Below are 14,953 nucleotides of genomic sequence, written 5' to 3' on the forward strand. Positions count from 1 at the left end.
GAACTCACATGTCAATTATTGAAATGAGAGATGTTGTCAAAAAATACGACAATGGAACGACTGCCCTACGTGGTGTTTCGGTCAGCATTCAACCAGGAGAATTTGCCTATATCGTAGGTCCGTCAGGAGCTGGGAAATCAACCTTTATTCGTTCTTTGTATCGCGAAGTAAAAATCGAAAAAGGAAGTTTATCTGTTGCTGGTTTTAATCTAGTTAAAATAAAAAAGAAAGATGTCCCTCTCCTACGTCGTAGTGTTGGAGTTGTCTTCCAAGATTATAAACTGTTACCAAAGAAAACCGTTTATGAAAATATTGCCTATGCAATGGAGGTAATTGGAGAAAGTCGCCGTAATATCAAAAAACGTGTTATGGAAGTTTTAGACTTGGTTGGATTGAAGCATAAGGTTCGTTCTTTCCCAAATGAACTTTCAGGGGGAGAACAGCAACGGATTGCAATTGCACGTGCCATTGTAAACAATCCCAAAGTATTGATTGCGGACGAACCAACAGGAAACTTGGATCCAGATAATTCATGGGAAATTATGAACTTGCTGGAACGCATCAATCTCCAAGGTACAACTGTCTTGATGGCTACCCACAACAGTCAGATTGTAAATACCTTGCGCCACCGTGTCATTGCCATTGAAAATGGCCGTGTCGTTCGTGACGAAGCTAAAGGAGAATATGGATACGATGATTAGTAGATTTTTTCGTCATTTATTTGAATCGTTAAAAAGTTTGAAACGAAATGGCTGGATGACAGTAGCTGCTGTCAGTTCAGTTATGATTACTTTGACCTTGGTTGCAATATTTGCATCTGTTATCTTTAATACGGCTAAACTAGCTACAGATATTGAAAATAATGTTCGAGTAATGGTATACATTCGTAAGGACGTAGCTGATAATAGTGAGACGATTGAAAAAGAAGGTCAAACTGTTACAAATAACGACTACCATAAGGTATATGATGCTTTGAAAGGTATGTCAACCGTTAAAAGTGTTACGTTTTCAAGTAAAGAAGAACAATATGAAAAATTAACCGAGACAATGGGGGACAACTGGAAAATCTTTGAAGGCGATGCCAATCCTCTCTATGATGCATATATCGTTGATACAAATACACCAAGTGATGTAAAGACAGTAGCAGAAGAGGCTAAAAAAATCGAAGGTGTATCAGAAGTTCAAGATGGTGGTGCTAATACAGAACGCTTGTTTAAGTTAGCCTCATTTATTCGTGTCTGGGGACTTGTTATCGCGGGATTATTGATTTTCATTGCAGTGTTCTTGATTTCTAATACTATACGTATCACCATCATTTCACGAAGCCGTGAAATTCAAATCATGCGTTTAGTAGGTGCTAAGAATGGTTATATCCGCGGACCTTTCCTGCTTGAAGGTGCCTTCATTGGTTTGCTTGGAGCAACACTTCCATCAGTTCTGGTATTTATTGTCTATAAAATGGTTTACCAATCGGTTAATAAGTCATTGGTTGGTCAGAACCTTTCAATGATATCACCAGAAGTATTCAGTCCACTGATGATTGCCTTATTATTTGTGATTGGAATTTTTATCGGTTCAATCGGATCAGGAATTTCAATGCGCCGATTCCTGAAAATCTAAAATAGAAGTATATTTGAGGAGATTTTAATATCTCCTTTTTTTACTACAAAAATTTTAGAAAAAAGTCTACTTTTTTTTATAAAAGCCTTTACAAAAAAAATTAAAGTGGTATAATTGAATTATAGAAAGTGCAAACGTTTTCGTAAAACGTTTGCCTAAATAAAAATAAAGGAGATTTGAATGATGAAAGATACATTCAAAAATGTCTTGTCTTTCGAGTTTTGGCAAAAATTCGGTAAGGCTTTGATGGTGGTTATCGCGGTTATGCCGGCTGCTGGTTTGATGATTTCAATCGGTAAGTCACTTGTGATGATCAACCCTAACTTTGCCCCACTCGTTACTACTGGTGGTGTACTAGAGCAAATCGGTTGGGGAGTCATCGTTAACCTTCATATCTTGTTTGCCCTCGCTATTGGAGGAAGCTGGGCTAAGGAACGCGCTGGTGGTGCGTTTGCGGCAGGTCTTGCCTTTGTCCTAATCAATCGTATCACTGGTACAATCTTTGGCGTATCAGGAGATATGTTGAAAAATCCAGAAGCTATGGTAACAACTCTCTTTGGTGGATCAATCAAAGTTGCTGATTACTTCATTAGTGTTATGGAAGCTCCAGCACTTAACATGGGTGTCTTCGTAGGGATTATTTCTGGTTTTATTGGAGCAACTGCTTACAACAAATACTACAACTTCCGTAAGCTTCCTGATGCACTTTCATTCTTTAACGGAAAACGTTTTGTACCGTTTGTAGTTATTCTTCGTTCAGTAATTGCTGCAATCGTACTTTCAGCTTTCTGGCCACTTGTGCAAACTGGTATCAATAGCTTTGGTATCTGGATTGCTAACTCACAAGAAACTGCTCCAATCCTTGCACCATTCTTGTATGGTACATTGGAACGCTTGCTCTTGCCATTTGGTCTTCACCACATGTTGACTATCCCAATGAACTACACAGCTCTTGGTGGTACTTATGAAGTCTTAACTGGTGCAGCAAAAGGTAGCCAAGTATTTGGTCAAGATCCACTTTGGCTTGCATGGGTAACAGACCTTGTTAACCTTAAAGGTACAGATGCAAGTCACTACCAACAATTGTTAGATACTGTTCACCCAGCTCGTTTCAAAGTTGGACAAATGATCGGTTCGTTCGGTATCTTGATGGGTATGATTGTGGCTATCTACCGTAATGTTGATGCTGACAAGAAACATAAATACAAAGGTATGATGATTGCGACAGCTCTTGCAACATTCTTGACAGGGGTTACTGAACCAATCGAATACATGTTCATGTTTGTAGCAACACCTATGTACCTTGTTTACTCACTTGTTCAAGGTGCGGCCTTCGCTATGTCTGACGTCGTAAACCTACGTATGCACTCATTCGGTTCAATCGAGTTCTTGACTCGTACACCTATTGCGATTAGCGCTGGTATTGGTATGGATATTGTTAACTTTATCTGGGTAACTGTTCTCTTTGCCGTAATCATGTACTTTATCGCAAACTTCATGATTCAAAAATTCAACTACGCAACTCCAGGGCGTAACGGAAACTACGAAACTGCTGAAGGTTCAGAAGAAGCTAGCAGTGAAGTGAAAGTTGCAGCAGGTTCTCAAGCTGTAAACATTATTAACCTTCTTGGTGGACGTGCAAACATCGTTGATGTTGATGCATGTATGACTCGTCTTCGTGTAACTGTAAAAGATGCTGATAAAGTCGGTGATGCAGAACAATGGAAAGCAGAAGGAGCTATGGGTCTTGTCATGAAAGGACAAGGAGTTCAAGCTATCTACGGTCCAAAAGCAGACGTATTGAAATCTGATATCCAAGATATCCTTGATTCAGGTGAAATCATTCCTGAAACTCTTCCAAGTCAAATGACAGAAGCGCAACAAAACACTGTACAATTCAAAGGTCTTACTGAGGAAGTTTACTCAGTAGCAGACGGTCAAGTTATTGCTTTGGAACAAGTGAAAGATCCAGTATTTGCTCAAAAAATGATGGGTGACGGATTTGCTGTAGAACCTGCAAATGGAAACATTGTATCTCCAGTTTCAGGTACTGTATCAAGTATCTTCCCTACAAAACATGCTCTTGGTCTTGTGACTGAAGCAGGCCTTGAAGTACTTGTTCACATTGGTTTGGACACAGTAAGTCTCGAAGGAAAACCATTTACAGTTCATGTTGCTGAAGGACAAAAAGTTGCAGCAGGTGATCTTCTTGTCACAGCTGACTTGGATGCTATCCGTGCAGCAGGTCGTGAAACTTCTACAGTAGTTGTCTTCACAAATGCTGAAGCTATTAAATCAGTTAGATTAGAAAAAACAGGTTCTCTTGCAGCTAAAACAGCAGTTGCTAAAGTAGAATTGTAATATACTTGAGGTTGGAAGCTGTATTCCAACCTCTTGTTTTAGGAGAAAAGCATGAAATTTTTAACACTCAATACTCATAGTTGGATGGAAAAAGAAGCTGAGGAAAAATTCCAGCTCTTGCTTGAAGATATTCTTGATAAAGACTATGATTTGATATGTTTCCAAGAAATCAATCAGGAGATTACTTCGCCAGAGGTGGAGGTTAATGACCTTTATCAAGCTTTGCCAGCAGCTGAGCCTATTCACCAAGACCATTATGTTAGACTTTTGGTTGAAAAGTTGTCAGAGCAAGGGAAAGATTACTACTGGACTTGGGCCTATAACCATATTGGTTATGACCGCTACCATGAAGGTGTGGCTATCTTGTCTAAAACACATATTGAAGCAAGAGAAATTTTGGTTTCAGATGTGGATGATCCAACAGACTATCATACTCGCCGTGTCGCTCTGGCTGAAACTGTAGTCGATGGCAAGGATCTTGCAGTTGCCAGTGTCCACCTTTCTTGGTGGGATAAAGGTTTCCAAGAAGAATGGGCACTATTTGAGGCTGTCTTGAAAGAATTGAACAAGCCACTTTTGCTTGCTGGAGATTTCAACAACCCAGCTGGTCAGGAAGGTTACCAAGCTATTTTAGCTAGTCCATTAGGCTTACAAGACGCATTTGAAGTTGCTCAAGAGAAAAGCGGTAGCTATACCGTTCCACCAGAAATTGATGGCTGGAAGGGGAATACAGAACCCCTTCGAATCGACTATGTTTTTACTACCAAAGAGTTAGAGGTGGAAAATTTACATGTCGTATTTGATGGTAACAAGAGTCCACAAGTGAGTGATCACTATGGCTTGAATGCTATTTTAAACTGGAAATAAGGACTGAAAAGAGGTTGGGATTCACAAATTCCAGCCTTTTTCTGACTAGAAAAGCTGCAGTAAATAGCCTAAATAAGTGAGACTACTGTAATGGAATAAAATATGGTATAATTGATAGGATAGATAGAATCGAGGATATTATGTCATTTACGAAATTTCAATTTAAAAACTATATTAGAGAAGCCTTGGAGGAGTTGAAATTTATAACTCCAACAGAGGTGCAAGATAAGTTGATTCCGATTGTTTTGGCAGGTCGTGACTTAGTCGGTGAATCAAAAACAGGTTCGGGTAAGACTCACACTTTCCTATTGCCGATTTTCCAGCAATTAGATGAAACCAGCGATAGTGTACAAGCAGTGATTACTGCACCGAGCCGTGAATTAGCTACTCAAATTTACCAAGCAGCCCGTCAGATTGCAGCCCACTCAGAAGTGGAAGTTCGTGTGGTTAATTATGTGGGAGGGACAGATAAGGCTCGCCAGATTGAGAAATTGGCAAGTAACCAGCCTCATATTGTTATCGGAACGCCTGGCCGTATTTATGACTTAGTTAAGTCTGGTGACCTAGCTATTCACAAGGCTAATACCTTTGTGGTCGATGAGGCAGATATGACCTTGGATATGGGATTCTTAGAAACTGTTGATAAGATTGCTGGAAGCCTTCCAAAAGATCTGCAACTCATGGTCTTCTCAGCGACTATTCCACAAAAACTGCAACCATTCTTGAAAAAATACTTATCAAATCCTGTTATGGAGAAAATCAAGACCAAAACGGTCATTTCTGATACCATTGATAATTGGTTGATTTCTACTAAGGGACGTGACAAGAATGCTCAAATTTACCAGTTGACTCAGTTGATGCAACCGTATTTGGCAATGATTTTTGTTAACACTAAAACGCGTGCTGATGAATTGCATTCATATCTGACTGCTCAAGGCTTGAAGGTGGCAAAAATCCATGGGGATATTGCCCCTCGTGAGCGCAAACGTATCATGAACCAGGTTAAAAATCTGGATTTTGAGTACATTGTCGCAACAGACTTGGCAGCGCGTGGAATTGACATTGAAGGTGTCAGCCATGTTATCAATGATGCCATTCCGCAAGATTTGTCCTTCTTTGTTCACCGTGTTGGTCGTACTGGACGAAATGGCCTACCAGGTACTGCTATTACCCTTTATCAGCCAAGTGATGACTCGGATATCCGTGAGTTGGAGAAATTGGGAATCAAGTTTACACCTAAGATGGTCAAAGACGGAGAATTTCAAGATACCTATGACCGTGATCGTCGTGCCAACCGTGAGAAAAAACAAGATAAGCTTGATATCGAAATGATTGGTTTGGTTAAAAAGAAAAAGAAAAAAGTCAAGCCAGGCTATAAGAAGAAAATTCAATGGGCAGTGGATGAAAAACGCCGCAAGACCAAGCGCGCTGAAAATCGCGCTCGAGGTCGTGCAGAACGTAAAGCAAAACGCCAAACATTTTAATAGCAATTGTTGGAGTACTGAGCTCCAACTTTTTTATTTATGAGAACGAACTATCTATACAGAAACACTACATTATAGACTGCAAATTGAGCCTAAAAATGGTATAATGGAAGAGTTATATAGTCCCGATAAGATGGTAGAAATTTCTATTTTTTCTTTGCGAGTTGCAACTCGCAAAGAATGATGGCTCCAAAGTCGTTCGTCATTCTACGGTTGCCGCTATAATGCGGTCACCCTATGCGCCTTACTAGCTTCAGAAACAAAAAATAATCGTTTTTATTTCTTTCGCGTCGTAACTCTTAGACTATAGAAATACCTATCAGTACTTTGTAACTCTATAACACTATTTTTAAGGGGGGACATTTTTATGTCAGAACGTAAATTATTCACGTCTGAATCTGTATCTGAGGGGCATCCAGATAAGATTGCAGACCAAATTTCAGATGCGATTTTGGATGCTATTTTAGCTAAGGATCCAGAGGCGCACGTTGCTGCTGAGACAGCTGTATATACTGGTTCCGTCCATGTTTTTGGTGAAATATCTACAAATGCCTATGTGGATATTAACCGTGTGGTTCGTGATACCATTGCAGAGATTGGCTACACCAATACAGAATATGGTTTTTCTGCTGAGACAGTGGGAGTCCATCCGTCACTTGTTGAGCAGTCACCGGATATCGCCCAAGGTGTTAACGAAGCCTTGGAGGTTCGTGGGAATGCAGACCAAGATCCGCTTGACTTGATTGGCGCTGGTGACCAAGGGCTCATGTTTGGATTTGCAGTGGATGAAACAGAAGAGCTCATGCCATTGCCAATCTCACTTAGTCATAAATTGGTTCGTCGTCTGGCAGAACTTCGTAAGTCTGGGGAAATTAGCTATCTTCGACCAGATGCTAAATCACAAGTTACGGTTGAGTATGATGAAAATGACCGTCCAGTACGTGTGGAGACAGTCGTGATTTCAACTCAGCATGATCCAGAAGCCACTAATGAACAAATTCATCAAGATGTGATTAACAAGGTTATCAAAGAGGTTATTCCAGCCTCTTACTTGGATGAGCAAACAAAATTCTTCATCAATCCTACTGGTCGTTTTGTAATCGGTGGACCTCAAGGGGACTCAGGTCTGACTGGTCGTAAGATTATCGTAGATACTTATGGTGGCTACTCTCGTCACGGTGGTGGTGCTTTCTCTGGTAAAGATGCGACTAAGGTGGACCGCTCAGCCTCTTATGCAGCACGCTACATTGCCAAGAACATCGTTGCAGCAGGTCTTGCTAAGAAAGCAGAAGTGCAATTGGCTTACGCTATCGGTGTTGCCCAGCCTGTCTCTGTTCGTATCGATACCTTTGGTACAGGAACAATAGCTGAAAGCAAGCTTGAAAAAGCAGCGCGTCAAATCTTTGATCTTCGTCCTGCAGGAATTATCCAAATGTTGGATCTTAAACGTCCAATTTACCGTCAAACAGCAGCTTATGGACACATGGGACGTACAGATATTGACCTTCCATGGGAACGTTTGGACAAGGTAGACGCTTTGAAAGAAGCAGTCAAATAAAATCTTGAGAGGGGGACTTCCCCTCTTTTTTAATATACTATTTCCTCCCAAATCATTGAAATTATAGCCTGAATTTGATATGATGGTTCTATGGATAAAAGTAGAGCAAAGCGTGAGAATCACGATAAGGTAAGAATGAGTCTAATAGCCCTAGTAGCTATCTTCTCAGTAAGTATTTGTGTCCTTGGTTCAATAATTGGATACAAAATATACACAAAACAAAGTTTTGAACAAAAGATTGAATCGCTCAAAAAAGAGAAAGATGATCAATTGAGTGAGGGAAATCAGAAGGATCATTTTCGTAAGGGAAAAGCCGAAGTAATTGCCTATTATCCTCTCCAAGGGGAGCAAGTGATTTCGTCTATAAAGGGAATTATGACACAGGATATTAAAGACAATCTAGAGGATAAGGAAAATCTGGTTTTTTATTATACGGAGAAACAGGATTCGACTTTAAAAGGGATTGTCAACCGAAGTGTGATGAAACAAGTCTATGATTTAACTTCGTCAAAAGTTGAAGAGACTGAAAAAACTAGTCTGGCAAAAGTACATTTGACAGAAGATGGTAAACCTTTCACACTTAATCAATTTTTTTCAGATCCTAGTAAAGCCAAAGAGCAGTTGTTAAAAGAAATCACCTCTTTCTTACAGGATAAGAAATTGGAGCAAGAAAAGATTGATCAAGTTGTTAAAGGCTTCTCTGGCCAAGACTTGTCTGCATGGAATTTTGATTACAAGGATAGTCAGATTATCCTTTATCCAAGTCAGTCAGTTGAAAATCTAGACGAGATTGCCTTGCCAGTATCTAGTTTCTTTGAAGTTATTCAGTCCTCTTATTTATTAGATAAGGATGCAGAGCTATATAAGGCTTATTATGAAAAGAAAAATCGTAAAGTAGTGGCCTTGACTTTTGATGATGGACCAAATCCTGCAACGACAAATCAAGCATTAGATACACTTTCTAAGTATGGTATCAAGGCAACTTTCTTTGTTTTAGGTAAGAATGTTTCTGGCAATGAAGAGATTTTGAAACGCATGAAAGCAGATGGTCATGTTATTGGAAACCATAGTTGGAGTCATCCAGTGCTTTCAAAACTTTCGCTTGATGAAGCTAAAAAACAAATTACTGATACGGAGGATGCGTTGACTAAAGTACTGGGTTCTAGTTCTAAACTTATGCGTCCGCCTTATGGGGCCATTACAGATGACATTCGCAATAGCTTAGATTTGAGCTTTATTATGTGGGATGTAGATAGTCTGGACTGGAAGAGTAAAAATGAAGCATCTATTTTGACAGAAATTCAGCGTGAAGTCAAGAATGGTTCTATTATTCTTATGCATGATATCCATGTTGAAACAGTGAATGCTTTACCAAAGGTCATTGACTATTTGAAAGGTCAGGGTTATGACTTTGTTACCGTACCAGATTTGTTAGATTCTCGTCTTAAAGCTCACCAGCTTTACTACGACCGTGATCAATAATACACAAAATCTAAAGAGATAAGTTTTCTTTGAAAATTTGTTTCTTTGGATTTTCTTCACATAGAAAGGAAAAATAATGAAATCTTATACTTTAAATAATGGCGTTCCAATTCCAGTTCTAGGATTTGGAACCTGGAAAGCTGAAAATGGAGAGATTGCCTATCAAGCTGTCCTAGAGGCTTTAAAGGCAGGCTATCGCCATATCGATACGGCAGCTATTTATAAAAATGAAGAAAGCGTTGGTCATGCTATTCAAGATAGTGGCGTTCCGCGTGAGGAAATTTTTGTAACCAGTAAACTCTGGAATACAAATCACACCTATGAGCAAGCTCGTCAGGCTTTTGAAGAGTCTTTAGAGAAGCTGGGCTTGGAATATTTGGATTTGTATTTGATTCATTGGCCAAATCCAAAACCGCTCAGAGAAAATGACCACTGGAAAATCCGAAATGCAGAAGTTTGGAGAGCGATGGAAGACCTCTATCAAGAAGGCAAAATCCGTGCTATTGGAGTTAGTAATTTCCTTCCCCATCATTTAGATGCCTTGCTTGAAACAGCAACTATCGTTCCAGCAGTCAATCAAGTTCGTTTGGCTCCAGGTGTGTATCAAGAGGAAGTCGTAGATTACTGTCGAGAAAAAGGAATCTTATTGGAAGCTTGGGGCCCTTTTGGTCAGGGCGAACTGTTTGATAGCAAGCAAGTGCAAGAAATAGCGCTAAATCACAGAAAATTGGTTGCTCAAATAGCCTTGGCATGGAGCTTGGCAGAAGGATTTTTACCACTTCCGAAATCTGTTACAGCATCTCGTATTCAGGCTAATCTTGATTGCTTTGGAATTGAATTGAGTCATGAGGAGATAGAAACTTTAAAAACAATTGCTGTTCAGTCTGGTGCTCCACGAGTTGATGATATGGATTTCTAGAAAATCATAAAAAGAATTGTACATTGTTCCAATTTTTGATATAATAGTCAACAGGAAAGAAAGTCTTATGGCGTTCTTCAAGCGAGCTTGGGATAGTGGGAGCCAAGTAGGGCAAAATAAAGAACTGGCGCTTTCTGTAGTATTTTCAAAAACAATGAAGTAATAAATTAGGGTGGAACCGCGTTTCTGACGCCCCTAGGTTAAATCAACCTAGGATTGTCGGACGCGGTTCTTTTGCTTATTCAGTCTATTGTGTGAAAGAAAGGAGAGACGTGGAAAACCTTTATCTTGTAAAAGACGATAGTCAACTAGCTGCATTTCGTGATTTTGTAGTAAGAAATACTGAAAAGTTGAAAGATTATCAATCTTTTTTAAAGAATGAACTTGCAGTCTGTGATTTACCGCAAGCCGTTATTTGGTCAAGTTTTAATGCTGCTACACAGATTATTAGGGAAAGTGCTGTTCCAGCCTATACAAATAATAGACGAATGGTTATGACGCCTGATTTAGCTGTTTGGAAAGAGTTGTATTTGTATCAGTTGATGGACTACGAGTGTTCTCAGCAAACTCAAGCAATAGAAAGTCACTATCATTCTTTATCTGAAAATTTCCTCTTACAGATTGTAGGACATGAGTTAGCTCATTGGTCGGAGCATTTTTTAGATGATTTTGATGGTTACGACTCTTATATATGGTTCGAAGAGGGGATGGTTGAATATATTAGTCGCAAGTATTTCTTGACAGAAGAGGAATTTCAAGCGGAAAAAATTTGTAATCAATCTCTTGTAGAACTTTTTCAGAAGAAGTATGGTTGGCATTCATTGAATGATTTTGGTTCTTCGACTTATGATAAGAACTATGCAAGTATTTTTTACGAATACTGGCGTAGTTTTTTGACAATAGATAAGTTGGTAGAAAATCTAGGTAGTGTACAAGCGGTCTTCGATTCTTATCATTTATGGGCAAATACAGATAAAACTCTTCCCTTGTTAAATTGGTTTGTTCAGCAGAAATTAATTGAAAAAGAAATATAAAAACTAAAGGAGTAAACAATGTCTAAAAAATTGACTTTCCAGGAAATCATCCTTACTTTGCAACAATTTTGGAATGACCAAGGTTGTATGCTTATGCAGGCTTATGACAATGAAAAAGGTGCGGGAACAATGAGTCCTTACACTTTCCTTCGTGCTATCGGACCTGAGCCATGGAATGCAGCGTATGTAGAGCCATCACGTCGTCCTGCTGACGGTCGTTACGGGGAAAACCCTAACCGTTTATACCAACACCACCAATTCCAAGTGGTCATGAAGCCATCTCCATCAAATATCCAGGAACTTTACCTTGAGTCTTTGGAAAAATTGGGAATTAATCCTTTGGAACACGATATTCGCTTCGTTGAGGATAACTGGGAAAATCCATCGACTGGATCAGCTGGTCTTGGTTGGGAAGTTTGGCTTGATGGTATGGAAATCACTCAGTTCACTTACTTCCAACAAGTAGGTGGATTGGCAACTGGCCCTGTGACTGCAGAAGTTACTTATGGTTTGGAACGCTTGGCTTCTTATATTCAGGAAGTGGATTCTGTCTATGATATCGAATGGGCTGATGGTGTAAAATACGGAGAAATCTTCATCCAGCCTGAGTACGAACACTCAAAATATTCATTTGAAATTTCGGATCAAGAAATGTTGCTTGAAAACTTTGATAAGTTTGAAAAAGAAGCTGGACGCGCCTTGGAAGAAGGATTGGTGCACCCTGCCTATGACTATGTTCTCAAATGTTCACATACCTTTAACCTTCTTGATGCGCGTGGTGCCGTATCTGTAACAGAGCGCGCAGGCTATATCGCTCGTATTCGTAACCTAGCCCGTGTTGTAGCCAAAACCTTTGTGGCAGAGCGCAAACGCCTAGGCTACCCACTTTTGGATGAAGCAACACGAGCTAAACTCTTAGCAGAAGACGCAGAATAAAGAGAGTGACAAATTACGAAAATGGGCGAACAGTGTGAGCCCTGAACCAGGTGCCGCAGTGATGAAGGTATCCTTAGTGAAGCTAAGGATACTAGGCAAAATTGGAGACTTTTGGCTCCAATTTTAGCAATGAAACAATGAAGTTGGTTGCTTGCGTGCCAATCACATAAGGCAAACTGGAAAATAAAAAGATACTTTTCGGAGAAAAAACATGACAAAAAACTTATTAGTAGAACTCGGTCTTGAAGAATTACCAGCCTATGTTGTCACACCAAGTGAAAAACAACTAGGCGAAAAAATGGCAGCCTTCCTTAAGGAAAACCGCCTGTCTTTTGAAGCCATTCAAACCTTCTCGACACCACGTCGTTTGGCTGTTCGTGTAACTGGTCTTGCAGACAAACAGTCTGATTTGACAGAAGATTTTAAGGGTCCAGCAAAGAAAATTGCCTTGGATAGCGATGGGAACTTCACCAAAGCAGCTCAAGGATTTGTCCGTGGAAAAGGCTTGACTGTTGAAGATATCGAATTCCGTGAAATTAAGGGTGAAGAATATGTCTATGTCACTAAGGAAGAAATTGGTCAAGCAGTTGAAGCAATTGTTCCTGGTGTTGTAGATGTTTTGAAGTCCTTGACTTTCCCTGTCAGCATGCACTGGGCTGGAAATAGCTTTGAATACATTCGTCCTGTTCATACTTTAACTGTTCTTTTAGATGAAGAAGAGTTTGATTTGGATTTCCTTGATATCAAGGGAGGTCGTGTGAGCCGTGGTCATCGTTTCTTGGGGAAAGAAACCAAAATTCAGTCAGCATTGAGCTATGAAGAAGATCTTCGTGCACAGTTTGTAATCGCAGATCCACGTGAACGTGAGCAAATGATTGTTGACCAAATCAAGGAAATTGAGGCAAAACATGGTGTAAGTATCGAAATTGATGCTGATTTGCTTAATGAAGTCTTGAACTTGGTTGAATACCCAACTGCCTTTATGGGAAGTTTTGATGCCAAATACCTTGACGTTCCAGAAGAAGTCTTGGTGACTTCGATGAAGGAACACCAACGTTACTTTGTTGTTCGTGATCAAGATGGCAAGCTCTTGCCAAACTTCATTTCTGTTCGTAACGGAAACGCAGAGCATTTGGAAAATGTTATCAAAGGAAATGAAAAAGTCTTGGTAGCCCGCTTGGAAGACGGTGAATTCTTCTGGCGTGAAGACCAAAAATTGGTGATTTCAGATCTTGTTGAAAAATTAAACAATGTGACTTTCCATGAGAAAATTGGTTCCCTTCGTGAACACATGATTCGTACGGGTCAGATTGCTATTCTCTTGGCAGAAAAAGCAGGCTTGTCAGCGGATGAAGCGATTGACCTAGCCCGTGCAGCAGCCATTTACAAGTTTGACTTGTTGACTGGGATGGTTGGTGAATTTGACGAGCTCCAAGGAATTATGGGTGAAAAATATGCCCTTCTTGCTGGGGAAACTCCAGCAGTTGCAGCTGCTATTCGTGAACACTACATGCCTACATCAGCCGAAGGAGAACTTCCAGAGAGCAAGGTTGGAGCCATTCTAGCTATTGGAGACAAATTGGATACGATTTTGAGTTTCTTCTCAGTAGGTTTGATTCCATCAGGTTCTAATGACCCGTATGCTCTTCGTCGCGCTACTCAAGGTGTGGTTCGTATCTTGGATGCCTTTGGTTGGCACATTGCTATGGACGAGCTGATTGATAGCCTTTATGCATTGAAATTTGACAGCTTGACTTATGAAAATAAAGCTGAAGTTATGGACTTTATCAAGGCTCGTGTTGATAAGATGATGGGTTCTACTCCAAAAGATATCAAGGAAGCCGTTCTTGCAGGATCAAACTTTGTTGTGGCGGATATGTTGGAAGCAGCAAGTGCTCTCGTAGAAGCAAGCAAGGAAGATGACTTCAAACCATCTGTTGAATCACTTTCTCGTGCCTTTAACTTGGCTGAGAAGGCAGAAGGAGTTGCTACAGTTGATTCAGCTCTCTTTGAGAATGAAGAAGAGAAAAACTTGGCAGAAGCAGTAGAATCACTCGTTTTGTCAGGGACTGCCAGTCAGCAATTGAAACAACTCTTTGCTCTTAGCCCAGTCATTGATGCATTCTTTGAGAATACCATGGTTATGGCCGAAGATCAGGCTGTCCGTCAAAATCGTTTGGCTATCTTGTCTTATTTAACTCAAAAAGCAGCTAAACTTGCACGTTTTAACCAAATCAATACCAAATAAAATCTGTTAAATGGATTAAATCTTATCATAAAGGAGAGAAACATGGATCCTAAAAAAATTGATCGTATTAACGAGCTTGCGAAAAAGAAAAAAACAGAAGGCTTGACCCCAGAAGAAAAAGTAGAACAAGCCAAACTACGTGAGGAGTACATAGAAGGTTATCGTCGCACTGTTCGTCACCACATCGAAGGGATCAAAATTGTGGACGAAGAAGGAAACGATGTTACACCAGAGAAACTACGTCAAGTTCAACGTGAAAAAGGATTACATGGTCGTAGTCTCGATGACCCAAATTCATAATAAATATTCTTTCTTTTAACAAGGATAGATAAAATAATAACCAAAAGACTAGCAGACACAAACTGCTAGTCTTTTGTCACTTAAAAAGGGGCTCTTTGTCAACTGTAGTGGGTTGAAGAAAAGCTAAGATCTAGAAAGGACGAA

12 protein-coding genes are annotated in these 14,953 nt (G+C 39.9%); all 12 read left to right on the top strand.

Translation table 11 applies throughout. The annotated features are described in order from the left end of the window. Positions 1–8: 8 nt before the first annotated feature. On the top strand, positions 9–701 hold the full coding sequence (ftsE, locus tag RYK12_RS08420; protein WP_000022260.1) for a cell division ATP-binding protein FtsE: 693 nt from the start codon (positions 9–11) through the stop codon (positions 699–701). After that, positions 694–1,620, top strand: a complete 927-nt coding sequence (gene ftsX / locus RYK12_RS08425; RefSeq protein WP_000625545.1) for a permease-like cell division protein FtsX — start codon at positions 694–696, stop codon at positions 1,618–1,620. The genes ftsE and ftsX overlap by 8 nt, the downstream gene beginning before the upstream one ends. Before the next feature lie 180 nt (positions 1,621–1,800). Then, positions 1,801–3,981, top strand: a complete 2,181-nt coding sequence (locus RYK12_RS08430) for a PTS transporter subunit IIBC (protein ID WP_314848443.1) — start codon at positions 1,801–1,803, stop codon at positions 3,979–3,981. A 51-nt stretch (positions 3,982–4,032) separates the two neighbouring features. Next, on the top strand, positions 4,033–4,848 hold the full coding sequence (locus RYK12_RS08435) for an endonuclease/exonuclease/phosphatase family protein (protein ID WP_314848444.1): 816 nt from the start codon (positions 4,033–4,035) through the stop codon (positions 4,846–4,848). 140 nt (positions 4,849–4,988) lie between these two features. Further along, entirely contained in the window at positions 4,989–6,332 is a 1,344-nt protein-coding gene (locus RYK12_RS08440) for a DEAD/DEAH box helicase (RefSeq protein ID WP_004235036.1), read from the top strand. Between the two features lie 367 nt (positions 6,333–6,699). Next, positions 6,700–7,890, top strand: a complete 1,191-nt coding sequence (gene metK, locus RYK12_RS08445; RefSeq protein WP_045611934.1) for a methionine adenosyltransferase — start codon at positions 6,700–6,702, stop codon at positions 7,888–7,890. A gap of 90 nt (positions 7,891–7,980) precedes the next feature. Continuing rightward, positions 7,981–9,372 carry a peptidoglycan-N-acetylglucosamine deacetylase PgdA gene (gene pgdA, locus RYK12_RS08450; RefSeq protein ID WP_314848445.1) on the top strand — a complete coding sequence of 464 codons (1,392 nt, stop codon included), beginning with the start codon at positions 7,981–7,983 and terminating at the stop codon, positions 9,370–9,372. A gap of 76 nt (positions 9,373–9,448) precedes the next feature. Next, positions 9,449–10,291, top strand: coding sequence for an aldo/keto reductase (locus RYK12_RS08455; protein WP_125393439.1), 843 nt, complete (start codon positions 9,449–9,451; stop codon positions 10,289–10,291). 272 nt (positions 10,292–10,563) lie between these two features. Then, positions 10,564–11,325 carry an elongation factor Tu gene (locus RYK12_RS08460; protein ID WP_125393438.1) on the top strand — a complete coding sequence of 254 codons (762 nt, stop codon included), beginning with the start codon at positions 10,564–10,566 and terminating at the stop codon, positions 11,323–11,325. A gap of 18 nt (positions 11,326–11,343) precedes the next feature. Next, entirely contained in the window at positions 11,344–12,261 is a 918-nt protein-coding gene (gene glyQ, locus RYK12_RS08465; protein WP_000038733.1) for a glycine--tRNA ligase subunit alpha, read from the top strand. Positions 12,262–12,472: 211 nt separating this feature from the next. After that, the gene (glyS, locus tag RYK12_RS08470; protein WP_314848446.1) at positions 12,473–14,509 is read left to right on the top strand and encodes a glycine--tRNA ligase subunit beta; all 2,037 of its coding nucleotides are present in this window, start codon (positions 12,473–12,475) and stop codon (positions 14,507–14,509) included. Positions 14,510–14,551: 42 nt separating this feature from the next. After that, on the top strand, positions 14,552–14,809 hold the full coding sequence (locus tag RYK12_RS08475) for a DUF896 family protein (protein ID WP_000371299.1): 258 nt from the start codon (positions 14,552–14,554) through the stop codon (positions 14,807–14,809). Positions 14,810–14,953: the final 144 nt, after the last annotated feature.

The organism is uncultured Streptococcus sp., from assembly GCF_963518475.1.
In the GTDB taxonomy this organism is placed as follows: domain Bacteria; phylum Bacillota; class Bacilli; order Lactobacillales; family Streptococcaceae; genus Streptococcus.

What these genes read in the sequence shown, in the direction of transcription:
- ftsE (WP_000022260.1), top strand. Translation starts at nt 9, where the DNA reads ATGTCAATTATTGAAATGAGAGATGTTGTCAAAAAATACGACAATGGA.
- ftsX (WP_000625545.1), top strand. Translation starts at nt 694, where the DNA reads ATGATTAGTAGATTTTTTCGTCATTTATTTGAATCGTTAAAAAGTTTG.
- RYK12_RS08430 (WP_314848443.1), top strand. Translation starts at nt 1,801, where the DNA reads ATGATGAAAGATACATTCAAAAATGTCTTGTCTTTCGAGTTTTGGCAA.
- RYK12_RS08435 (WP_314848444.1), top strand. Translation starts at nt 4,033, where the DNA reads ATGAAATTTTTAACACTCAATACTCATAGTTGGATGGAAAAAGAAGCT.
- RYK12_RS08440 (WP_004235036.1), top strand. Translation starts at nt 4,989, where the DNA reads ATGTCATTTACGAAATTTCAATTTAAAAACTATATTAGAGAAGCCTTG.
- metK (WP_045611934.1), top strand. Translation starts at nt 6,700, where the DNA reads ATGTCAGAACGTAAATTATTCACGTCTGAATCTGTATCTGAGGGGCAT.
- pgdA (WP_314848445.1), top strand. Translation starts at nt 7,981, where the DNA reads ATGGATAAAAGTAGAGCAAAGCGTGAGAATCACGATAAGGTAAGAATG.
- RYK12_RS08455 (WP_125393439.1), top strand. Translation starts at nt 9,449, where the DNA reads ATGAAATCTTATACTTTAAATAATGGCGTTCCAATTCCAGTTCTAGGA.
- glyQ (WP_000038733.1), top strand. Translation starts at nt 11,344, where the DNA reads ATGTCTAAAAAATTGACTTTCCAGGAAATCATCCTTACTTTGCAACAA.
- glyS (WP_314848446.1), top strand. Translation starts at nt 12,473, where the DNA reads ATGACAAAAAACTTATTAGTAGAACTCGGTCTTGAAGAATTACCAGCC.
- RYK12_RS08475 (WP_000371299.1), top strand. Translation starts at nt 14,552, where the DNA reads ATGGATCCTAAAAAAATTGATCGTATTAACGAGCTTGCGAAAAAGAAA.